Source organism: Pasteurella sp. P03HT, assembly GCF_054052285.1.
This window is the reverse complement of record NZ_JBSIUM010000003.1, coordinates 100,958-124,032: the sequence shown is the minus strand read 5'-3', so window position 1 is coordinate 124,032 and position 23,075 is coordinate 100,958. Positions and strand designations below refer to the sequence as shown.

The 23,075-nt window shown below is 41.2% G+C and carries 16 protein-coding genes; 7 read left to right on the top strand and 9 right to left on the bottom strand.

Going from position 1 to position 23,075, the window contains the following annotated elements:
* Nucleotides 1-68: 68 nt before the first annotated feature.
* From leuD to ypfJ, 5 genes are all read right to left on the bottom strand, one after another.
* The gene (gene leuD, locus ACWIT3_RS03830) at nt 69-674 is read right to left on the bottom strand and encodes a 3-isopropylmalate dehydratase small subunit (RefSeq protein WP_457161490.1); all 606 of its coding nucleotides are present in this window, start codon (nt 672-674) and stop codon (nt 69-71) included.
* A gap of 309 nt (nt 675-983) precedes the next feature.
* Entirely contained in the window at nt 984-2,390 is a 1,407-nt protein-coding gene (gene leuC, locus ACWIT3_RS03825; protein ID WP_457161489.1) for a 3-isopropylmalate dehydratase large subunit, read from the bottom strand.
* Between the two features lie 273 nt (nt 2,391-2,663).
* Entirely contained in the window at nt 2,664-3,743 is a 1,080-nt protein-coding gene (gene leuB / locus ACWIT3_RS03820) for a 3-isopropylmalate dehydrogenase (protein WP_457161488.1), read from the bottom strand.
* 315 nt (nt 3,744-4,058) lie between these two features.
* Complete coding sequence (leuA, locus tag ACWIT3_RS03815) at nt 4,059-5,618, bottom strand: 2-isopropylmalate synthase (protein ID WP_457161487.1); 1,560 nt, start codon at nt 5,616-5,618, stop codon at nt 4,059-4,061.
* Between the two features lie 488 nt (nt 5,619-6,106).
* The gene (ypfJ, locus tag ACWIT3_RS03810; RefSeq protein WP_457161486.1) at nt 6,107-6,937 is read right to left on the bottom strand and encodes a KPN_02809 family neutral zinc metallopeptidase; all 831 of its coding nucleotides are present in this window, start codon (nt 6,935-6,937) and stop codon (nt 6,107-6,109) included.
* 174 nt (nt 6,938-7,111) lie between these two features.
* On the opposite strand from ypfJ, the gene lysM reads away from it, so the two are divergent.
* The 6 genes from lysM (at nt 7,112) to ppiD (ending at nt 15,618) form a co-directional block, all read left to right on the top strand.
* Nucleotides 7,112-7,555, top strand: a complete 444-nt coding sequence (gene lysM, locus ACWIT3_RS03805; protein ID WP_457161485.1) for a peptidoglycan-binding protein LysM — start codon at nt 7,112-7,114, stop codon at nt 7,553-7,555.
* Between the two features lie 220 nt (nt 7,556-7,775).
* Nucleotides 7,776-9,074, top strand: coding sequence for a trigger factor (gene tig / locus ACWIT3_RS03800; RefSeq protein WP_457161484.1), 1,299 nt, complete (start codon nt 7,776-7,778; stop codon nt 9,072-9,074).
* A 169-nt stretch (nt 9,075-9,243) separates the two neighbouring features.
* Entirely contained in the window at nt 9,244-9,825 is a 582-nt protein-coding gene (gene clpP / locus ACWIT3_RS03795) for an ATP-dependent Clp endopeptidase proteolytic subunit ClpP (protein ID WP_457161483.1), read from the top strand.
* A gap of 17 nt (nt 9,826-9,842) precedes the next feature.
* The gene (clpX, locus tag ACWIT3_RS03790) at nt 9,843-11,081 is read left to right on the top strand and encodes an ATP-dependent protease ATP-binding subunit ClpX (protein WP_457161482.1); all 1,239 of its coding nucleotides are present in this window, start codon (nt 9,843-9,845) and stop codon (nt 11,079-11,081) included.
* Nucleotides 11,082-11,198: 117 nt separating this feature from the next.
* On the top strand, nt 11,199-13,610 hold the full coding sequence (gene lon, locus ACWIT3_RS03785) for an endopeptidase La (RefSeq protein WP_457161481.1): 2,412 nt from the start codon (nt 11,199-11,201) through the stop codon (nt 13,608-13,610).
* Nucleotides 13,611-13,740: 130 nt separating this feature from the next.
* On the top strand, nt 13,741-15,618 hold the full coding sequence (gene ppiD / locus ACWIT3_RS03780; protein WP_457161480.1) for a peptidylprolyl isomerase: 1,878 nt from the start codon (nt 13,741-13,743) through the stop codon (nt 15,616-15,618).
* 102 nt (nt 15,619-15,720) lie between these two features.
* Here ppiD and ACWIT3_RS03775 read toward each other — a convergent pair whose 3' ends face one another.
* From ACWIT3_RS03775 to ACWIT3_RS03760, 4 genes are read right to left on the bottom strand one after another with little or no spacing between them, the layout of a single operon-like run.
* On the bottom strand, nt 15,721-17,115 hold the full coding sequence (locus tag ACWIT3_RS03775) for a TolC family protein (RefSeq protein WP_457161479.1): 1,395 nt from the start codon (nt 17,113-17,115) through the stop codon (nt 15,721-15,723).
* A 10-nt stretch (nt 17,116-17,125) separates the two neighbouring features.
* Complete coding sequence (locus ACWIT3_RS03770) at nt 17,126-18,250, bottom strand: ABC-2 transporter permease (RefSeq protein WP_457161478.1); 1,125 nt, start codon at nt 18,248-18,250, stop codon at nt 17,126-17,128.
* A 1-nt stretch (nt 18,251) separates the two neighbouring features.
* Complete coding sequence (rbbA, locus tag ACWIT3_RS03765; protein WP_457161477.1) at nt 18,252-20,990, bottom strand: ribosome-associated ATPase/putative transporter RbbA; 2,739 nt, start codon at nt 20,988-20,990, stop codon at nt 18,252-18,254.
* Between the two features lie 13 nt (nt 20,991-21,003).
* Nucleotides 21,004-21,966 (bottom strand): HlyD family secretion protein, encoded by a 963-nt coding sequence (locus tag ACWIT3_RS03760; RefSeq protein WP_457161476.1) that lies wholly within the window; start codon nt 21,964-21,966, stop codon nt 21,004-21,006.
* Between the two features lie 259 nt (nt 21,967-22,225).
* Between ACWIT3_RS03760 and rpsB the strand changes: the two genes are divergently transcribed.
* The gene (rpsB, locus tag ACWIT3_RS03755) at nt 22,226-22,948 is read left to right on the top strand and encodes a 30S ribosomal protein S2 (protein WP_046339002.1); all 723 of its coding nucleotides are present in this window, start codon (nt 22,226-22,228) and stop codon (nt 22,946-22,948) included.
* The last annotated feature ends 127 nt before the right edge of the window (nt 22,949-23,075 follow it).

The following is a 23,075-nucleotide window of genomic DNA, read 5'->3' as shown; positions in this document are numbered from 1 at the left end:
CTCATATTAGAAAAAATGAGGTGAACAGGGTAAGAATGTACGATAGATATGTTCTTGCGTTTTCTTATTTAGCGTAGAAAGGCTGGGATCTGTCTCTCATAGGCTGCAATTTTATCTTCATGCTGTAAGGTTAATCCAATATTGTCTAAACCGTTAAGCAAGCAATGACGACGGAAACTGTCGATTTCAAAATGATAAACTTTGTTATTGGCTGCAACAGTTTGCGCCTCTAAATCCACAGAAATCGTTGCCCCTTCATTTGCCACCACATATTTGAATAATTCATCGACTTCGTGTTCAGTTAAACGAATCGGTAGCATTTGGTTATTCAAGCTATTGCCATAGAAAATATCCGCAAAGCTTGGTGCAATAATTACACGGATACCATAATCATCTAACGCCCAAGGCGCGTGTTCACGTGAAGAGCCACACCCAAAATTTTCACGTGCTAATAAAATGCTAGCGCCTTGATAGCGAGGGTAGTTGAGCACGAAATCAGGGTTGGGCTGTTTTCCGTCATCATCTAAAAAGCGCCATTCGTGGAATAAATGAGCACCAAAGCCGACACGTGTGACTTTTTGTAAAAATTGCTTTGGAATAATGGCATCCGTATCCACATTTGAGGCATCAAGTGGAACAGCAATGCCAGTGTGTTGTTTAAATTCGTTAGGCATAGGTTTTCTCTCTTAATTAATTTTTTGTTACCGCTACCATTGTCATCACTTTTCTTAGTATTTCTTCTCTCCTTTTTTGTTTGTGCAAAAAAGGAGTAAAGAAACACCCCCCGACTAAACTGCTTGTCCTCTTTCCGTGTGGATTTTTTCACGAAAAATAAGTTGTCTTCGCTTTGCTACGCAACCTTATTTTCCTAAAAATCCTCACTGCTCTCGGGCAGTTTACACGGGGATATTATTGGTATCTGTGAAAAAGTGCGGTTGATTTTAAAAAGTTTTCCTTCTATTAGGTAAATAGGGCTAGGGAAATTAATTCAATTCAACATTTCTAATATCCACAAACTTGCCGAACACTGCGGCTGCGGCTGCCATTGCTGGACTGACTAAGTGGGTGCGACCACCACGCCCTTGGCGCCCCTCAAAGTTGCGGTTGCTGGTCGAAGCACAACGCTCACCGGGTTCTAAACGGTCATTGTTCATGGCTAAGCACATTGAGCAACCGGGCAAACGCCACTCAAAACCAGCCTCAATAAAGATTTTGTCCAAACCTTCTTTTTCCGCTTGTTCACGCACTAAGCCTGAACCTGGAACGACGAGTGCTTGTACGCCTTCTGCAACTTTTCGGCCTTTTGCCACTGCGGCTGCCGCACGTAAATCTTCAATGCGAGAATTAGTGCAAGAGCCAATAAACACTTTATCGATGTTCACATCTGTTAATTTAATGCTGTGTGGTAAATCCATATAGGCTAAGGCTTTTTCTGCCGACTGGCGTTCAATTGGATCTTGCATATTTGCTGGGTTTGGGATTGCTTGGTCGATACCAATCACTTGTCCAGGGTTAGTTCCCCAAGTGACTTGTGGTTGAATTTCACTGGCTTCTAATGTCACCACGGTATCAAATTCCGCCCCTTCATCTGTGTGTAAGGTTTTCCAATAAGCGACGGCATCTTCCCAATCTTTGCCTTTTGGTGCATAAGGTTTGTCTTTTAAGTAGGCAAACGTGGTGTCATCTGGGGCGATAATGCCTGATTTTGCCCCTAATTCGATCGCCATATTGCAAACGGTCATACGACCTTCCATGGAAAGATCGCGGATTGCTTCGCCACAAAATTCCACAACGTGCCCAGTGCCACCACCCATAGTGGTTTTACCGATGATTGCCAATACAATATCTTTAGCTGTAATGCCTTCTTGTACCTTACCACGCACTTCAATTTTCATTTTTTTCGCACGCGCTTGTTTGATGGTTTGTGTGGCAAGCACGTGTTCGACTTCGGATGTGCCAATGCCGAAAGCCAAGGCACCAAATGCACCGTGAGTAGCGGTGTGCGAGTCGCCACATACGATGGTCATTCCTGGCAATGTTAAGCCCTGTTCAGGCCCCATTACGTGCACAATCCCTTGGTTAATATGGTTGATGTCGTAAAGCGTGATCCCAAATTGGTCGGTATTTTTGGCAAGTTCTACCATTTGCACACGTCCCATTTCACCCGAGCCACCTAAATCGCGGCTATCGGTTGGCACGTTATGATCCATTGTTGCCACCGTTTTACTTGGTTGGCGAACCGTACGCCCCATTGCACGTAAGCCGTCAAAGGCTTGCGGGGACGTCACTTCGTGCACTAAATGACGGTTGATATAAATTAAAGGGGTTTCGCCTTTGGCTTCGTGGACGACGTGAGCGTCGAAGAGTTTTTCGTATAGGGTCTTGGACATTGTGTTTTCCTAATCAATTTAGCTTTGAATTATTTTTATCGATTTTTTTGCGTTTACTCCCTCCTTTTTTGCTTGTGCAAAAAAGGAGCAAAAAACACACCCCGACTAAACTGCTTGTCCTCTTTCCGTGTGGATTTTCTTTACGCAAAATAAGTTGTCTTCGCTTTGCTACGCAACTTTATTTTCCTAAAAATCCCCACTGCTCTCGGGCAGTTTACACGGGGATAAAATTTCTATTTTTTATTAAAAAGTGCGGTGGTTTTTCTAAAAATTTTATTTCACTGCTTGTGCAATTAAGTCTCCCATTTCTTTGGTTGAAACAGGTTGGCTTTCGTCAGCTAAGTCTGCGGTGCGGTGTCCGTTTGCTAGCACTTCTTTTACTGCATTTTCAATTGCTGTCGCCGCTTCGTTTAAGTTGAAGCTGTGGCGTAACATCATCGCTGCCGATAGAATTTGAGCGATTGGGTTGGCGATGCCTTTGCCAGCAATGTCTGGGGCAGAACCGCCAGCAGGTTCGTATAAGCCGAAACCTTGTTCGTTTAAACTGGCGGAAGGCAACATTCCCATTGAACCTGTGATCATTGCACACTCATCGGAAATGATGTCACCGAAGATATTGGAGCAAAGCAATACATCAAAAAATTCAGGTTGTTTGATTAATTGCATTGTGGCGTTGTCGATATAGATATGATCCAACGTCACTTCTGGATAATCTTTTGCCACTTCGCACACCACTTCACGCCATAACACCGAGCTGATTAACACATTGGCTTTATCAACAGAAGTAACGTGTTTAGTGCGTTTCATTGCGGTTTTAAACGCAACGCGTGCGATGCGTTCAATCTCATAGCGGTGATACACTTCTGTATCAAAGGCTTTTTCATTGGCGCCTTCGCCCTCACGTCCTTTCGGTTGTCCAAAGTAAATCCCACCCGTTAATTCACGCACGGTTACCATATCAAAGCCTTTGGCAGCAATATCCGCTCGTAATGGACAAAATTTTTCTAAGCCTTTGTAAAGGGTGGCGGGGCGTAAATTGCAGAATAAAGCAAAGTGTTTGCGTAACGGTAATAATGCGCCACGTTCAGGTTGTTGTGCTGGTGGTAAGTTTTCCCATTTTGGACCGCCCACTGAACCAAATAAAATCGCATCACTTTCTTCACAACCTTTTAAGGTGTCTGCAGGTAATGGCGTGCCGTGGTTATCAATTGCGATACCGCCCACATCAAAAGTGCGGTAGTTTAATTTGAAGTTGTATTTTTGTTGGACGACATCTAACACTTTGATGGCTTCTGCCATAATTTCAGGGCCGATGCCGTCGCCACTTAATACTGCTATGTTGAATGTTTGCATTTGGTGTTTCCTTTTATCTTTTAATGAATTTGTATTGGATGTAGGTAATTAATTTAATTTTTCACTATTCCTGTTACTTTTCTTTGCGTCGCCATCTCTTTCTACTTTTTTGCTTGTACAAAAAAGTAGCAAAAAATACCCCCCGACTAAACTGCATTTCCTCATGCCAAAGAAATTTTCTTTACGCAAAATAAGTTGTCTTCGCTTTGCTATGCAACCTTATTTTTCTAAAAATTTCTTTTGCATTCGGGCAGTTTACACGGGGATAAACTGCCTATTTGTAAGCTGAAAAGTGCGGTGCATTTTGGAAAAGTTTTATACACCTGCAATTTTATGTAATTTTAAGTCTGCGACTTTTTGTGAACGGTAGATTGCATTGATGGCGTGGATTAACGCTCTGGCGGAGGATTCCACAATATCGGTGGCTAAACCTACGCCGTGGAAGCGTCTGCCGTCGTGTTCGACGACGATATCCACTTGCCCTAACGCTTCTGCGCCTTCGCCTTTAGCGGTTAAGTTATAGTGCAACATTTTCACATTTAAACCTGTAATGGCTAAAATCGCGTTGTAAACCGCATCGACAGGACCGTTACCGCCACTTGAAACTTGGCTCACTTTCTTGCCGTCTAATTCCACTTGCACAAAAGCGGATGCTGGCAAATGGCTGATACATTGTGAAGTGATCACGTCTAAAGTTAAGCGATCTTCATCACCTTGCTGCATATCAATAAAGGCAAGCGCTTCTAAGTCATAATCAAAGACTTGACCTTTCTTATCCGCTAATTTCAAAAACGCATCATATAATTTATCTAAATCATAATCGTGATCTTGGTAGCCCATTTCTTGCATATGATTTCGTACAGCCGCTCTGCCAGAACGTGCGGTTAAATTTAATTTTTCTTTTTTCAAACCAATGGTTTCTGGTGACATAATTTCGTACGTGTTTTTATGTTTCACCATACCGTCTTGGTGGATACCAGACGAGTGGGCGAATGCATTAGAACCCACAATCGCTTTGTTTGGCTGGATTGGCATATTGCATAATTGGCTGACCATTTGGCTGACACGATGGATTTCTTGTGTGTTAATGCGAGTGTCTAAACCTTTAAACATATCTTGGCGTGTTTTGATTGCCATCACCACTTCTTCTAACGCTGTATTGCCTGCACGTTCACCGATACCGTTGATGGTACATTCAATTTGTCTTGCACCATATTGCACTGCGGTTAATGAGTTGGCGGTCGCCATACCTAAATCATTGTGGCAGTGCACAGAAATGACGGCTTTATCGATGTTTGGCACACGATGCATCACGTTATGGATAATGTCGCCAAATTGGGTGGGTAAAGTGTAGCCTACCGTGTCTGGAATGTTGATCGTGGTCGCCCCCGCATTGATTGCTGCTTCCACAATGCGACAAATATTATCAATGCCTGTGCGCCCCGCATCTTCGCAAGAAAATTCCACGTCATCAGTATAATTTCTCGCACGCTTCACAGCGTGGATCGCCATCTCAACCACATCATCAAAAGTGCGGCGTAATTTTGCTTCGACATGTAAGGCTGAAGTGGCAATAAAAGTATGAATGCGGAAGGCGTCAGCCACTTTCAAGGCTTCGGCAGCGGCATCAATGTCTTTATCTACTGCACGAGATAATGCACACACTCGGCTGTTTTTGACATGGCGAGCGATGGTTTGCACTGATTCAAAATCCCCCGCAGAAGAAACGGGGAAACCCACTTCCATGACATCAACGCCTAAACGTTCTAAAGCCAAGGCAATTTGTAATTTTTCTTTCACCGTCAAACTGGCTTTTAAAGCTTGCTCGCCGTCACGCAATGTGGTGTCAAAAATGATGATGTTGTTGTTTGCCATAGTGTTGTCCTTGCTTTTATTTTTTGACTAAAGTGCAATGTATTTTTAAAAAATTGGTATAAAAAAACCCGCCTAGTGAGTGCGGGTTAAATTAACTGGATTTTTTTACTCTTTTTTTATCCACAACTTAACCGCACAGCGAGTGTGAGAGGCATAAGTTGAGTGATAAAGAAACAATATTAAACATAAAATGACATCGTTATTTAAAATGAGATGTTTTTCATCTTACTGATAAAAAATAAGCTGTCAAATAAAATTTTAGTGTTTAATCTTTTTATCTGTGTTGTTTTTATCTATTTTAAAGTTATAAATGTTGAATTTGTTTAAATTATTGTTTTTTTATTCTGAGTCAGCCGATGAATTGATGTTTTTTACATCTATTTTATGGTGGATTAAAGATAAAATATTTCTTTGCGAAAAACGTCATCTTTTTGGCATGCGCACAAGATCGAATCTTCTTGTACGCACATAGCCGCAAATAGACGAGCTTATTGAAAGGTATGGCATTGGTTAGGATCACCTGTATTTAACCCGATTTTAAACCATTGCAAACGTTGAGCCGAAGTACCATGAGTAAAGCTATCAGGCACGACATAGCCTTGACTACGCTTTTGTAAGCGATCATCGCCGACAGCTTCTGCTGCACGAAAGGCACGTTCTATATCACCTGCTTCAAAAAGACCTGTTTTTGAGGCTTGGTGTGCCCAAACACCAGCAAAACAATCGGCTTGTAATTCTAATTTTACCGATAAATGATTTGCTTCTGTTTTATGACTTTGTTGACGTAAGCGATTGACTTGAGAAAGGATACCGAGCTGGTTTTGAATGTGGTGCCCTACTTCATGTGCAATGACGTAAGCAAATGCGGCTTCGCCCCCTGCGCCTAATTGCGTTTTCATATCGTGGTAGAACGATAAATCAAGATAAACTTTGTTGTCATTTGGACAATAAAAAGGCCCCATTGCAGATTGTCCCGTTCCACAAGCAGTATGTGTCGCGCCTTGGTATAACACCATAACAGGTGCTTGGTAATGCCGATTGTGGCGAAAAAAATAATTTCCCCATACGGTTTCTGTATCTGCTAATACTACGCGTGATAAACGATTTAGCTCATCTTCTTCTTGTGAATTGAGCGTTCGAGATTGCTGGGCACTAAAATCGGGCGTGCCGACTAAGCCAGATAAATCGACACCATAATAAGCTCCAATTAACAAAATAATCAGCCCTAAAATACCTGTTTTTTTACCGCCTCTCACGTTACTGCCATCTGAACGACGATCCTCAACATTTGTACTTTCTCTACGACCACGCCAACGCATCTTTACACCCTTGATTACTTTGTTTGAAAAACACATTCTAACGTAAGTTGCTTAAAGTGCGGTCAAATTTAAGAAAGAATTTTCAAGTAGTGTAAATATTCATCTTATTAATAGACTTCGTGCGGAGATTTGGTTAAGGTGAAAAAGATTTTTTAATAACAAAAGGAACTTACTATGGGATTATTTGATTTTGTCAGTGAAATTGGTCGTAAACTTTTTTCTAAAGCAGAAGATGCAGCAGAAGCCGTAACCAAACACATTCACGAAGACAATCCAGGTCTTGAAAATGTAGTCGTGAAAGTAGAAGATGGTGTCGCTTTTATTGAAGGGATAGCAGAATCAGCCAGCGCCTTAGAAAAAGCGGTGTTAATGGTGGGTAACGTTGAAGGTATCACTTCTGTAAACGTAGATAAAGTCGTGATCAAAAATGGTGAAAGTTTGGCTGGCGATGATGAGTTCTATGTAATTCAAAAAGGCGACACACTTTGGAAAATCGCTGAAAAAACCTATGGTAATGGGACAAAATATACGGCTATCGTCGCGGCGAATAAAGAAGTGATCAAAGATGCGGATAAAATTTTCCCAGGACAGAAAATTCGTTTACCAAAAGTGCTGTAATTGAACCGTATTCGTTGAAAAAAAGGAAAACTCAAGAAATTGGGTTTTCCTTTTTTGTTCTTTTAGGTTAAAAAATGCACAAATATGCGTTTTTATTTTGCATTTCCTCGACTGATGTCTTTTATCTCGTTATAATTCGTCGGTTATTTTTAACTTTAATTTTTACTAACGTGTTCGGTGTGTGCGTTCGCCGAGTGCAAATTCATTTTGAGGTAATATAATGTCATTTACTATTGAAACAACTCAAGGTCTTGAGCGTCGTGTTCAAATCACCGTTCCATCTGACACTGTTGAAGGTGCAGTACGTGAAGAATTAAAACGTGTTGCGAAAACAGCACGCGTTGACGGTTTCCGCAAAGGTAAAGTGCCACCGCACATTATTGAAAAACGTTTTGGACCATCAGTTCGTCACGATGTATTAGGCGAATTATTACAAAGCCATTTCTTCAACGTGATGATTGAGCAAAAAGTTAATCTTGCAGGTCGTCCATCTTTCGCAGTTGAACAATTTGAAGCAGGTAAAGATTTAGTTTTCACTGCAACGTTTGAAGTCTATCCAGAAGTGGAATTAAAAGGTTTAGATCAAATCAAAGTTGAGAAACCTGTTGTTGAAATCACAGATGCTGACATCGAAAAAATGATCGAAGTATTACGTAAACAACAAGCGACTTGGGCTGAAAGCACCGAAGCGGCAAAATCGGAAGATCGTGTTGTGATCGACTTTGTTGGTTCTGTTGATGGTGAAGAATTTGAAGGTGGTAAAGCAGAAGACTTCACATTATTTATGGGTCAAGGTCGCATGATCCCTGGTTTCGAAGACGGTATCGTGGGTCACAAAGCAGGCGAACAATTTGATATCAACGTGACTTTCCCAGAAGACTATCACGCTGAAAACTTAAAAGGTAAAGCAGCGAAATTTGCAATCAACTTGAAAAAAGTTGAAGTCATGGTGTTACCAGAATTAACAGATGAGTTTGTTGCTAAATTTGGTCCAAATACTAAAACAGTAGAGGATTTACGTAACGAAATTCGTAAAAACATGCAACGTGAATTGAAAAATGCGTTAACTGCAAAAGTAAAAGGTCAAGTCATTGATGGTTTATTAGCGCAAAATGAAATTGACGTACCCGCATCAGCAGTAGAACAAGAAATCGAAGTATTACGTGGTCAAGCGGCTCAACGTTTCGGTGGTAACACTCAGCAAGCAGCACAATTGCCACGTGAGTTATTTGAAGAACAAGCGAAACGCCGTGTTCAAGTTGGTTTATTATTAGCAGAAGTCATTGCATCTAATGAACTAAAAGCAGATGATGCACGTGCAAAAACCATGATCGAAGAAATTGCATCGGCTTATGAACAACCTGCAGAAGTGATTGAATATTACAGCAAAAACAAAGAGTTGATGAATAATATTCGTAATGTTGTGTTGGAAGAACAAGCTGTTGATGCGATTCTTGCGAAAGCGCAAGTGACAGAAAAAGCGGCGTCTTTTGATGAAATCATGAATCCACAAGCGTAATTCATTATTGTTTTAACGCGTTGGTTTACTTTTAGTGCGGTCAGAATGTTAAGCATTTTGACCGCACTTTTTTATTGTTGTAAGGAATATTCAAGTTAGAAAAATGTGAATTTTCAGGTAGAATAACCGAATGCTTTCATTTTATTAAATTGGATTGACAGAGGTAGATATGAGTGTAATTCCTATGGTTGTTGAGCAAACCTCAAGAGGTGAGCGTTCTTATGATATTTATTCACGTTTATTAAAAGAGCGCGTGATTTTCTTGAGTGGCGAAGTAGAAGACCGTATGGCGAATTTGATTGTGGCTCAGTTGTTATTTTTAGAATCAGAAGATTCAGAAAAAGACATTAATATTTATATTAATTCTCCAGGTGGTTCTGTCACCGCGGGGATGGCGATTTATGATACGATGCAGTTTGTTAAGCCAGATATTCGTACACTTTGCGTTGGACAGGCTTGTTCCATGGGGGCCTTTTTATTGGCAGGTGGTACCGCAGGAAAACGCATTGCGTTGCCGAATGCGCGCGTGATGATTCATCAGCCTTTAGGAGGATTTCGTGGACAAGCATCCGATATTCAAATTCATGCACAAGAGATTTTAAAAATCAAACAAACTTTAAATGAACGTTTAGCATTTCATACGGGTCAAACGATTGAGCGTATTGAGCGTGATACGGATCGTGATAACTTCATGTCAGCAGAAGAAGCAAGAGTATACGGTCTGGTGGACCAAGTGTTAGAAAAACGATAAAGAATTTGGGATATAAAATGGAAAAAGACACAGAATTACATTGCTCTTTTTGTGGTAAAGAACAAAAAAAGGTCAGTAAACTCATTGCAGGGACGTCAGGGTATATTTGTAATGAATGTATCGAAATGTGTCATCACATGCTGTTATCTGATGATGAGCCAGAAACGACAGAGGTTGAGCCGCAAGAGGAGCAAAAATTGCCCACCCCGCATGAAATTCGTGCACATTTAGACGATTATGTTATTGGGCAAGATTATGCTAAGAAAGTGTTATCTGTTGCAGTGTATAACCATTATAAACGCTTGCGTTCAGATAAGCAGATTACGGATGTAGAATTAGGAAAAAGTAATATCTTATTAATTGGTCCGACTGGAAGTGGTAAAACCTTACTGGCAGAAACTATGGCGCGTATGCTGAACGTTCCTTTTGCGATGGCAGATGCCACAACATTAACTGAAGCAGGTTATGTTGGGGAGGATGTCGAAAATGTGTTGCAAAAACTGGTTCAGAATTGTGATTATGATGTGGCACGTGCAGAACAAGGTATCATTTATATTGATGAGATTGATAAAATTACACGTAAATCTGAAAATCCTTCTATTACACGTGATGTATCTGGTGAAGGGGTGCAACAAGCGTTATTAAAATTAATTGAAGGCACTGTGGCATCAATTCCTCCGCAAGGGGGGCGCAAGCATCCACAACAAGAAATGTTACGTGTGGATACGTCAAAAATCCTCTTTATTTGTGGTGGTGCGTTTGCAGGCTTAGATAAAGTGATTGAAAAACGTGTTCACGTCGGTTCAGGCATTGGTTTCAGTGCAGAAGTAAAGAGTAAACAAGACAAAGCAACTTTAAGCCAATTATTCGAGCAAGTTGAGCCAGATGACTTAATGAAATTTGGTTTAATCCCCGAGTTTATCGGGCGTTTACCCGTTGTTGCACCCCTTGCAGAATTAGATGAAGCCGCGTTAGTGAAAATTCTGACTGAACCTAAAAATGCGTTAATTAAACAATATCAGGCTTTATTTGGTTTAGAAGATGTTGAGCTTGAGTTTACGCCTGAAGCATTAACGGCGATGGCGAAAAAAGCACTAGAACGTAAAACAGGCGCAAGGGGATTACGCTCAATTGTTGAAGCAACCTTGCTGGATACAATGTATGATCTTCCTTCTTTAGAAAATCTGCGTAAAGTGATTGTAGAAGAAAGGGCGATAACCGAGAAACAACCGCCAACATTAGAATATCAAAAGTAATCAATAAAAGAATGCAAGTGCGGTGAATTTTACCGCACTTTTGTTTTTAAGCTTGATTTATTAAAAATTACCCTCATATTAGGCAAACTATCCTAATTTTAACTAAGAGAGTTCGGAATGAGCGCAAAAAAACAGAAACAAACCATTCCAGTGTTACCATTGCGTGATGTGGTCGTCTTTCCTTATATGGTGATGCCATTATTTGTTGGTCGATCAAAATCCATTCGTAGCCTTGATGAAGCGATGGAGACGGGAAAACAATTATTGTTAGTTTCGCAAAAGCAAGCCGATTTAGAAGAACCGACAGTTGATGACGTGTACGGCGTTGGCACTGTCGCGAATATCATTCAATTGCTCAAATTACCAGATGGTACAGTTAAAGTATTAGTGGAAGGTCAACAACGCGCGACGATTAATCATTTAGAAGATAATGGCGAGTTTTTTGTTGCTGACGTGACACCCATTGAAACAGAATTTGGGGATGACAAAGAATTAGCTGTAGTGAAGCAAGCAACATTGGCTGAATTTGAAAAATATGCAAAGTTGAATAAAAAAGTACAACCCGATGTGCATTCTGCTTTAGAACGCATTGAGGAATTTGATCGTCTAAGTGACACCTTAGCCGCGCATATGCCTGTTGCAGTGAAACACAAACAAAAAGTATTGGAAATTCCAAATGTAGTTGCGCGTTTTGAGTATCTGCTTGGCTTAATGGAATCTGAAACGGATTTATTACAAGTCGAGAAACGTATCCGTGGTCGTGTAAAAGAACAAATGGAGAAAACTCAGCGCGACTATTATTTGAATGAGCAAATTAAAGCGATTCAAAAAGAACTGGGTGAGACAGATAGCGTTGATGAAATAGAACAGCTTCGTCAAAAAATTGAAGAGGCGAAGATGCCTGCAGAAGCAAAAGAAAAAGCGGAAGCAGAATTGCAAAAATTGAAAATGATGTCACCGATGTCTGCAGAAGCCACTGTCGTTCGTAGTTATATCGATTGGATGGTACAAGTGCCTTGGAATAAACGGACGAAAGTGAAAAAAGATTTGGCGAAAGCACAGCAAGTATTGGATGCGGATCATTACGGCTTAGAGCGCGTGAAAGAACGCATCTTAGAATATTTAGCCGTGCAAACGCGTTTGAATCAAATTAAAGGTCCAATTTTATGTTTAGTCGGACCGCCAGGGGTCGGAAAAACCTCACTTGGTCAATCTATTGCACAAGCAACAGGGCGTAAATATGTGCGTATGGCACTAGGTGGCGTGCGTGATGAAGCGGAAATTCGTGGTCACCGCAAAACCTACATTGGTGCGTTGCCAGGTAAATTGATTCAAAAAATGGCAAAAGTGGGCGTGAAAAACCCATTATTCTTGCTCGATGAAATCGACAAAATGAGTTCGGATATGCGTGGTGATCCAGCATCGGCGTTATTGGAAGTGCTTGATCCTGAACAAAATACCACATTCAACGACCATTATTTAGAAGTGGATTACGATTTATCGGATGTCATGTTCGTGGCAACCTCAAACTCAATGCGTATTCCTGCGCCATTATTAGATCGTATGGAAGTGATTCGTCTTTCTGGTTATACCGAAGATGAAAAACTCAATATTGCGACTCGCCATTTATTAGCGAAACAAATGGAGCGCAACGGTTTGAAAGCGGGCGAATTAGTCATTGAAGAAAGTGCTATTTTAGACATTATTCGTTACTACACGCGTGAAGCGGGTGTGCGTAGCCTTGAGCGTGAAATCTCAAAAATTTGCCGTAAAGCCGTGAAAAACTTATTACTTGATAAAAAATTAAAATCGATCAAAGTCAATGCGGCGAATTTACAAGAATTTTTAGGTGTGAAACGTTTTGAGTTCGGTCGTGCAGATACCCAAAACCGTGTAGGTGAAGTAACGGGCCTTGCGTGGACAGAAGTAGGTGGCGATTTGCTCACTATTGAAACAGCGTCAGTATTAGGTAAAGGCAAACTCACTTACACGGGTTCATTGGGTGATGTGATGAAGGAATCGATCCAAGCGGCAATGACAGTGGTGCGTGCAAGAGCGGAAAAATTAGGTATTGCTTCTGACTTCCACGAAAAACGAGACATTCACATTCACGTACCTGAAGGGGCAACACCGAAAGATGGTCCGAGTGCAGGTATCGCAATGTGTACCGCATTGGTGTCTTGCTTAACGGGTAACCCAGTAAAAGCGGATGTTGCTATGACGGGTGAGATTACCTTACGTGGTAAAGTGTTGCCGATTGGTGGTTTGAAAGAAAAACTTTTAGCCGCACATCGTGGCGGAATCAAAACAGTGATTATTCCAAAAGAGAATGTGAAAGATCTTGAGGAAATTCCAGACAATGCAAAGGATAACTTGATCATTCATGCCGTTGAAACCATTGATGAAGTATTGACGATTGCATTGGAGAATCCGCCAACAGGAGTGGAGTTTGTTAAGCTTTCCCCGATCACTCACGCCAAAACTGTACGTAAAAGCCGTGTCAGTACACGTAAAAGTGCAGTCAATTAATTAATACTTTGATAAATAAAGCCAAATTGTTATGATTTGGCTTATTTTTATTTTGCTCGTGCGAATAGAGGGACTTTCTATTATAATCGTACGCATTTATGTTGATTAAAATATTTATAGGATAACAACAATGTTAATTGAAAAGCTTCACAGTATGACAAGCAGCTGGGTATCAAAATTCCTGTTAGGTTTAATTGCCGTTGCTTTCGTATTAAGTGGTATTACAGGCTATGTTTTTACGCGTGTTGATACGTCAGCCGTTAAAGTGAATGGTGAAGAAGTTTCACAACAAACTTTTTATCAACAATATGAATCTGAATCTGAACGTTTAAGACAGCAACTCGGTGCACAATTTGCCGCGTTATCGGGTTTGCCTGAATTTATCACAGGACTCAGACAAAGTGTGTTGAATAATTTGATCAACCAAACTTTATTACGTCAATATGCTGATGAGTTAAAAATCGGCGTCAGCGATGAACGTATTAAGCAACAAATTGTAACCAGTTCAATTTTCCAAACTGACGGAAAATTTGATAATAGTTTATATCAACGTATGTTGCAATTAAATGGCTTAACGCCCGATGCGTATGCCAATATTGTTCGTGAAGCCTTACGTTTAGAGCAGTTACAAACAGGTTTAGCAGAAAGTGAGTTTATTGTGCCAGCCCAGCAAGCGCAATTAACCGATTTATTTTTCCAAGCTCGTAAGATTCGTTTAGCACCTTTTGCAATAGATGATGTGATGGCGAAACAGCAGGTGTCTGAAGAAGAAATCAAAGCATATTATGAAACCAATAAAAGCGCGTTTTTAGTACCTGAATTAGCAAAAGTGCAATATATCAGTTTAACGCGCGCAGATGTTGAGAAAAATATTCAAGTTTCTGATGTCGAAATTGCGCAGTATTATCAAGATAATAAAGCACTGTATGTATCACAAGGTCAACAACGTTTATCGCACATTCAAGTGGCAACTGAAGAAGAAGCGCGAGCGATTTATAAGGAATTGCAAGATGGTGCGAATTTCGCAGGTATTGCGAGTGCACGTTCTTTAGATAAAATTTCTGCCCAAAATGGCGGGGATTTAAGTTGGACAAATGCTGGGACATTCCCGAAAGCCTTTGAAGAAGCCGCTAATGCTCTTGCCGTCGGACAATATAGCCAGCCTGTCAAAGTCGATAATCACTATCACATTATTTTAGTGACAGAACGTAAAGACGCCTCAGCTTTACCATTAGATGTTGTGAAAACACAAATTGCGGATCAGATTCGTCAAAATTTAGTGAATAATCAATATTTCTCCGTGGAAAAACAAATTGCTGAAAAAGCATTTGAGCATCCAGAAAGTTTAGAAAAAGCGGCTGAAGTGGCTGGGTTGAAAATTCAAGAAACCGATTATTTTTCAGCAAATGATGTTCCCGCTGAGTTAAATTATCCCAATGTAGTTTCTGCTGTTTTCCATTCTGATATTTCACAAGGTGGCGCGAATTCGGAACCGATGAGTGTAGGTGAGCAGCATGCTGTTGTCGTACGTGTGATTGAACACAAAGCCGCAGGTACAAAAACCTTAGAAGAAGCGAAAGCGGACATCGTGGCTTATTTAACTCGCCAAAAAGCAGAGGAAATTGTGTTTGCTGAAGCAACGAAAACAGCACAAGCATTAACCCAAGATGCCAAAGCCAGTTTGCCAACGGGAGTGCGCTTTGCAGATGAAGAAAAATGGGTATTTGCCGAAAATCGTGATGCTGTTCTTAATAATGTGATTTTTGCTATGCAATTAAATGGTGATAAACCAAGTTATATGGCAGCAAAATCAAGTAATGGACAAATCGTAGTGGTTGAGTTGCGTGCAATTGAGCATGGTGTATTAAGTGCAGCAGAAAGTGAATTGTTTACCCAACAAATTGCGCAAGCACGCCAAGTTGAGCTGCAAAATAAACTGGTGCAAGCATTACGTGCGAAAGCCAAAATTGAAGTGAATGAGCAGTTCTTTAAGCAAGCAGAAGAGTAATGACTGTAATTATGAAAAAGCCTAGCATTTAGCTAGGCTTTTTTATTAGGTGCAAAAGTGCGGTCGAATTTGGCTTATTTTACTTGCCTATTTGATAGGGGATTACTTCTCAGTTTGCCAGCCAAAACCGAGCGCGTTATACAATAGTATTAAATTATTGGCTTTTGCCAATTGATTTTCGAGTAGACTTTCTTCAATCTTGAAGCTTTCTAAACGGGTTTTTAGCGCGCGATCAAACGTGTATTCGCCATATCGAAATAAAGTTTGGCTATCAATCGCTTGCTGCTGTTTGAGTGCCAGTGTCTGTTTTAATATTTGATGTTGATGTGTGAGTGCAAATTGTGATTGATAACGGTTTTCTACTTCTTTCAAGGCGTTTAACAGCGTCTTATCATATTCTAATAAAGCTTGTTGCAGGCGAGCATCAGCAGCTTGAATGTTCGCGTTAATTCGTCCTGCAGTAAAAATCGGCAATTGAATACCCGCACTGACGAGGTTTTGCCAAGCGTGTAAAGTCGGTAGGTCACTGTCTAATTCAATACGTCCTGTTTGCCATAAAAATTGAAGAGTGAAACGAGGTAATAAATCTGCCTTTGCGCTGGCTAATTTGGCTGCACGAAGTTGAACGGAGGCTGCTTTGGCGCGAATATCGGGGCGTTGAGTCAATAAATCACTTGGCTGAGTGCCTTGTGGTGCTGCGGGTAAATGGGTTAACACATCTACCTGTGACATGTGAGCCACATTGAGTTTAAACGTTTGTACGGGGTGGTTAATCAAGACTGCAATTGCGCGTTGATAAGTATCAAATTGCGCTTGTAATGTGCTCGCTTTTGCTTGAAGCATTTGTAATTGACTGGCGACTTCTGTCACCTCGTAGTAAGTCGTGTGTCCTGCTTGAAATCGCCCTTTTACATAGCGTTCTAAGTGTTCTAACGTGGTTTGTGTTTTACGTAATAAAGCTTGCTGTTTTTGTGTGTATAGCGCGTTCAAGTAATAGTGTGCAATTTCACTTGAAACCAGCAATTGTGCCCCATAAATCTGTTCTTGTAAGATAAGAGTAGCCGCTTGAGCTGCATCTGAATCACTTTGTTTTTGTCCAAAAATATCAGGTTCCCATGAGACGTTTAGACCTGCCACCATTGCTTGAGGGGTGACATTCAGTTGTTCTACATCAAGATGGGCTTTCCCTGTATTACCGACGCCACTTACGATCGGAAAGAGCGAAGCGTGTGCAAGTTTCGCGATAGCACGCGCTTCACTGAGCTTGCTTTTGGCGATGGCAATATCGTAATTTTTCGCTAATCCTTGTTGGATTAACTTAGAAAGTTGTGGGTCTTGCCAACTATCCCACCATGCTTGAATTGCAGGGTGATCCATTTTGATCTTCGCGTGCGTATAAGCTGTTGGTAACTCAACCCGTGATTGCAAATCGATGTGCGTCGGTTGGCAACTTGCTAAAAGTGCGGTCAATATGAGAATAAGACAAGTTTTTTGCATAATTCTTTCCTTAGCTTTGACGAGCCAGCATACTTCTAAAGCGTAAAATCGCAATAATAATAAACAGTGCTCCCATCACAGAGATAATTAAAACGCGAGGCCAAATCACCGTTAACCCCGCACCACGGAATAATACATCTTGGCCAATTGCAATAAATTGCGTTAAGGGAGAAAACTGCATGATGTGTTGTACTGGAAGTGGCATATTTTCAAGGGGAGATAAGCTGCCAGAAAGTAAGTACAACACGATGTAGACGGGTAAACACAAGAGACTGAATTGTGGCATGGTAGGCGCGTGTGTTGCCAAATAAATACCTAACCCCGCCATTGAAGACAGAAAAATTGCTTCAGTGAAGATGAACAAACTGATGGAACCATGTATTGGTACACCGATAAAGAGGTGGACGACAAAATATAAAGACAGAAATGCGGCGATTAGAATAATCAGCCCATTCGCGAGAATTTTAGAGATAACAATTTCACTGGCACTGACAGGCATGACTAATAAATGTTCAATCGTGCCATGTTCTCGCTCTCGGATGACTGCAGCACCAACGAGAATTAAAGTGAGAAGAGTGGAATTGCCCGTGATTTGAGTGACGGGCATATACCACTCTGTTTTGAGGTTCGGATTAAATAACACATTCATTTTCGGAGTGATTAACTGATAGTCTGCGCTGTTTTGATTTAAATATTCGCTAATTTGCTGGCTAATAATATGTTGTAAATAACTCGCCCCGACAGCCGCTTGTGACATCGCGGTTGCATCCACCAATAATTGTAATTCTGGCTGTTTATTTGCAAGTAAATCAGCGGTGAAATCAGGCGGGATAGTTAATACAAAAATATAGTCACCACTATCCATTGCTTGATCAATGTGTGTTGCTTCTATTTCGACGACAGTGTTGAACTGAGGAGGAAGCATGGCATCTTGGAAACGAAAAGACAGCGCACTGCGATCTTGATTGACAATCGCAACTGAGGCATTTTTTACCTCTGTTGTAATTCCTTTGGCAATGGAGTAAATGGTGACAGTAAACATAATGATGACCAGCACCAGAAGCGTTACGTCACTGAAGAAACTGCGGATTTCTTTACCACACAAGAAATAAACATTTTTCAACCATTGCTTCATGTTATTTCTCCTGTTTTTTCAGAAGGATACAAGTCAGGCTAAGATAAATTGCGAAAAAGCACAGCAATACGGCATAGAGAGGTAAGAATGCATCAAATCCAAGCCCTTTGGTAAATGCCCCTAAGCTGATTAAATGGTACCAGCTCGTTGGAAAACTTAATCCCATCCAATACCCTATTCCCGTGATCGTTGATCGAGGATAGAGTAAGCCAGAAAAATTGATCGTTGGAATAATACTAATAATAGCGGTCGCAAAGATCGCGGCCACTTGCGATTTGACGAAAGCAGAAATCAGTAAACCAAATGCAGTAGCAGATAAAATCAGGCATAAGGCACCGAGTGTCATGGCCCAAAAGGAGCCTGTGATTTTGACCCCAATTACCCAGATGACTAATGCCACTAACATGAAATAATTGATCATCGCTAAGCAGACATAAGGCAGTTGTTTTCCGAGCACATACTGTAAAACACTCGCAGGAGAGCTGGCGAGGTTAGTTATGGAACCTATTTCTTTTTCTCGTACTACGGCGAGTGCGGTCATCATGGCTGGAATTAACATTAAGGTGACCATAATTAAGCCAGGTGAAATGGCGTTCACGCTACGGAATGTTTGATTGTACATAAAGCGGACTTCTAGGTTAATAGGGTGAGCTAATGATATGCCATGTTGTTGATAGACCTGTTGTTGATATTGCGTCAAAATCCGCTGGATATAGGCAACGATATTTTCACCCGTAAACGGCATAGAACCATCTATATAAAATGCCACTTCAGGTTGCCGTAACTGCAAAAGATCTCGACCAAAATGATGGGGAATTTCAATGATCAGTCTTGCTTTCCCTGTCTTTAAAAAGTCGGGTAAAGTCGACCGCTCTTTCAGTGGCTCAAGTGGTTTGAAATACGCAGAGCTACTAAATTGTTCAATAAGCTGCCTGCTTTCGTAGCTTTGGTCCTGATCGAGAACACTGAAGCTTAATGCATTAGTATCAAACGAAATTCCCCAACTTCCTGTAAAAAGAAGAAGAACGGGGCCCACGATAGCAAAGATTAAACGGATACGATCACGTAAGATTTCTTTTCCTTCACGTAAGGCAAAAGTCCAAATGCCATTCAACCAAGTCGCTAGAGAACTAGGAGATGAAGTACTTAACGGATCTGACACATCTGGCGTTATGGAAGAGGACGGTAGGGGATTTGGTGTGGCGTCATTTTGTTGATCAGGTTGTTCTTCTAAAAAGGCAATGAAGGCTTGCTCTAATGTGTCGGCATGGCGTTGTTTTTGTAACGCTTCAGGGGTACCGACTGCCAATACTTTACCGCGGTGCATTAATGAGATTCGGTCACAACGCTGTGCTTCATTCATAAAGTGAGTCGAAATGAAAATAGTGATTTTCTCTTCTCGAGCGAGTTGAATCAGATATTGCCAGAACATATCACGTGCAGCGGGGTCTACGCCTGAAGTGGGCTCATCAAGAATGAGAATTTTAGGATGATGCAAACAGGCTGCGGCAAGCTGTAAACGTTGACGGATCCCCAATGAGAGTTCGTGAGGTAAACGGTCAGCGATGTCCATCAGTTGAAATTGGTGTAGGGCTTGATTGACTGCTTTTATCCCTTTTTCTCCCTCTAACGCATATAATTTAGCATGTAAAATCAGGTTCTGACGGAGTGTTAATTCTTCATACAACGAAAAGGATTGTGACATATACCCGACTTGTTTACGGGTTTCCATATTATCTGAATCAACGGTTTCTCCCAGTAGTGTAGCGGATCCTGCCGTAGCATCCAGTAGCCCAGTTAACATTTTCATGGTAGTACTTTTGCCACAGCCATTTGATCCTAAAAAACCAAAAATTTCGCCTTGTGGAATTTGGAAACTCACGTGATCTACTGCAGTAAATTCACCAAACTTTTTGGTTAGTCCTTCAGCTTCAATCGCAAAAGGTTGAGTGAGGTCAGTCGTAAAAGGAGGAATTTGATTGCTATCCCAATGTGTTTGTTTGGATTCGGGTAATAATTTAATGTATGCCTCTTCCAAACTTGCGGATTGTGTTTCATTGAGTACTTGTTGAGTGGGCGCATTGATAAGAATTTTGCCATCATCCATCGCAATTAAATGCTCGAATTGTTCTGATTCTTCAATATAAGCCGTGGCAACTAAGACAGTCATGCCTTCGTTTTCTTGACGTAATGCATTGACCAGTGTCCAAAATTGTCGACGTGAAAGCGGATCGACTCCCGTCGTGGGTTCATCTAAGATCAATAAATCAGGATTATGCACGAGGGCACAACAAAGACTCAATTTTTGCTTCATTCCGCCAGAGAGCTTTCCTGCAGCACGTTGTGCAAAAGGATGTAGTCCAGTAGCGTGCAAGAGACGGGTGAGTCGCGTTTCGCGTTGTGCCGCATTGAGACCAAAGAGCCGAGCGTGGAATGCAATATTTTCGTAAACAGAGAGCGTGGGATAAAGATTTTTACCCAGTCCTTGTGGCATAAACGCAATCCGTTTGAGCAAGACCTCACGTTCAGCGCGGTTGGCTTGGTTTAAGCTAAATATTTCAATACTGCCAGTTTGAATACGCTTAACCCCAGCAATAAGTGAAAGCAGCGTGGATTTGCCTACACCATCTGGTCCAATTAAGCCGACAGTACTTCCCACGGGAAGTGTTAATGAAACCTTATCAAGTGCGGTCGTTTTCTGATAAGAATGTGATACGTTGACTAAACGAATAGCATCCATTGCCCACCTCTTGTTATTCTGGCAATTTTACCTGTAGCTCGGCTGGCCAGTCTGTAGTATTAAAGCGGACGAACCCATTACCTGTCATGCCACCTTTCAGATAATTAGCATATTTTTGAGCGATGTGAGTGGGGATTTGCAACTTCACTTTAAACATCAGTTTTTCTCGCTCTGTACTGGTTTCAACAAATTTAGGGGTAAATTGAGCATCCGCCGCAATGTAAGTGACAGTGGCTGGAAATACCGCATCGAGTCCATCAAAGGCAATGCGTGCATCAGAATGTAACGGAATTTGGTTAACAATAGTGGCAGGGAAAAATAAATTCATACTGGCATCGGATAAGTCTAACAAGCTAACAATTTTATGCCCTGCCGCAATAACATTGCCTTGTTCAACGAGTTTATATTCGATCCGTCCTGCTTTGGGCGCTTTAATTTGTAGATCATTTAACATCGCAGTGGTTTGGTTTAAATGAGCATTAGCTTGTTGTACCATCGCTTGTGCTTCATTAGTCGAAATTTCCAGTGCATGCAAACTGGCTTGTGCCGCATCCCGTAATGCAATACGCTTAGCGAGCTCGGTAGAGGAAATAAGTTTATTCGTACGCAGTTGTTGCGCGTTATCTACATCTAACTGTGCGGTCTTGAGCTGTTGTTCCTGGGCGCTAATTTGTGCCAACGTACGTTTGACTGCTTGTTCTGCTTGATGTTTACGTGCGAGCGCACTTTCAACTTGTGCTTGCAGGGTGTCAGAAGAAAGTTGAGCAAGCAGTTGGTCTTGTTCAACATATTCCCCTTCTTTGACAAAGAGATCTTGAATGCGTCCTGCGTATAAACTGGCGACATCAAGACGTGTAAATTCTAATCGTCCATTTGATTGGGCAAAGTCAGAAGGTGGAGTGTCTTGGTGATACTGGTTCCAGTAGAATCCTACGGCGAAAACGAGGATAAGGATAAGAAGCAATGTTTTTTTCATTACGATCCCCTTATTGCATAAAGATATGTAATGTGTGACAGAGTATAGCACAGTTAAGCATCAGAAGCGAAAAAATTGCTAGAATTTGACCGCTCTTTATGGTATAAAGCACCCCGTTATTTTGACTTTTGGAAAAATAACACACACATTTATTATTAACTTAGACATCACACACATATCGTGAAGGTAAATCGGGGTGCCAAACGGTCGATTTGCTGGGTATGTGGAGGCTAAACCCCAATTAAAAGGAAATATTATTATGGCACAAGTTTCAATGCGCGATATGCTACAAGCTGGCGTTCACTTCGGTCACCAAACTCGTTACTGGAACCCAAAAATGAAACCATTCATTTTCGGACCACGCAACGGTGTTCACATCATTAACTTAGAAAAAACGGTTCCTATGTTCAATGATGCGTTAGTTGAATTAACACGTATCGCTGGTAACAACGGTAAAGTATTATTCGTTGGTACAAAACGTGCAGCAACAGAAGCAGTTAAAGCAGCAGCATTAGACTGTCAACAATATTACGTAAATCACCGTTGGTTAGGTGGTATGTTGACTAACTGGAAAACAGTTCGTCAATCAATTAGACGTTTAAAAGATTTAGAAACTCAATCTCAAGACGGTACTTTCGACAAATTAACGAAGAAAGAAGCATTAATGCGTACTCGTGAGATGGAGAAACTTGAATTAAGTCTTGGTGGTATCAAAGAGATGGGCGGTTTACCAGATGCGTTATTCGTAATTGGTGCAGACCACGAGCACATCGCTGTTAAAGAAGCAAACAATCTAGGTATTCCAGTATTTGCTATCGTTGATACTAACTCAGATCCAGATGGCGTTGATTTCGTTATCCCAGGTAACGATGACGCGGCGCGTGCAATCCAATTATATCTTTCAGCAGCAGCAGCGGCAGTTAAAGAAGGCCGTAACCAAAACGCTGTATCTGAAGAAAGCTTTGTTGCAGAAGCTGAGTAATTCAGGTAGATAAGGCGCAAGCCCTTATTATTAATCACAACGATTAATTGGTTAGCAGGGGGCTTTATTGAGTTCCCTGCTTTTTTATATGAAAGTGCGGTCAAAAAATCGCATGAAATAGAGCGGA

Coding starts and splice junctions, on each gene's coding strand:
- leuD (WP_457161490.1), bottom strand. CDS start 674: ATGCCTAACGAATTTAAACAACACACTGGCATTGCTGTTCCACTTGAT.
- leuC (WP_457161489.1), bottom strand. CDS start 2,390: ATGTCCAAGACCCTATACGAAAAACTCTTCGACGCTCACGTCGTCCAC.
- leuB (WP_457161488.1), bottom strand. CDS start 3,743: ATGCAAACATTCAACATAGCAGTATTAAGTGGCGACGGCATCGGCCCT.
- leuA (WP_457161487.1), bottom strand. CDS start 5,618: ATGGCAAACAACAACATCATCATTTTTGACACCACATTGCGTGACGGC.
- ypfJ (WP_457161486.1), bottom strand. CDS start 6,937: ATGCGTTGGCGTGGTCGTAGAGAAAGTACAAATGTTGAGGATCGTCGT.
- lysM (WP_457161485.1), top strand. CDS start 7,112: ATGGGATTATTTGATTTTGTCAGTGAAATTGGTCGTAAACTTTTTTCT.
- tig (WP_457161484.1), top strand. CDS start 7,776: ATGTCATTTACTATTGAAACAACTCAAGGTCTTGAGCGTCGTGTTCAA.
- clpP (WP_457161483.1), top strand. CDS start 9,244: ATGAGTGTAATTCCTATGGTTGTTGAGCAAACCTCAAGAGGTGAGCGT.
- clpX (WP_457161482.1), top strand. CDS start 9,843: ATGGAAAAAGACACAGAATTACATTGCTCTTTTTGTGGTAAAGAACAA.
- lon (WP_457161481.1), top strand. CDS start 11,199: ATGAGCGCAAAAAAACAGAAACAAACCATTCCAGTGTTACCATTGCGT.
- ppiD (WP_457161480.1), top strand. CDS start 13,741: ATGTTAATTGAAAAGCTTCACAGTATGACAAGCAGCTGGGTATCAAAA.
- ACWIT3_RS03775 (WP_457161479.1), bottom strand. CDS start 17,115: ATGCAAAAAACTTGTCTTATTCTCATATTGACCGCACTTTTAGCAAGT.
- ACWIT3_RS03770 (WP_457161478.1), bottom strand. CDS start 18,250: ATGAAGCAATGGTTGAAAAATGTTTATTTCTTGTGTGGTAAAGAAATC.
- rbbA (WP_457161477.1), bottom strand. CDS start 20,990: ATGGATGCTATTCGTTTAGTCAACGTATCACATTCTTATCAGAAAACG.
- ACWIT3_RS03760 (WP_457161476.1), bottom strand. CDS start 21,966: ATGAAAAAAACATTGCTTCTTATCCTTATCCTCGTTTTCGCCGTAGGA.
- rpsB (WP_046339002.1), top strand. CDS start 22,226: ATGGCACAAGTTTCAATGCGCGATATGCTACAAGCTGGCGTTCACTTC.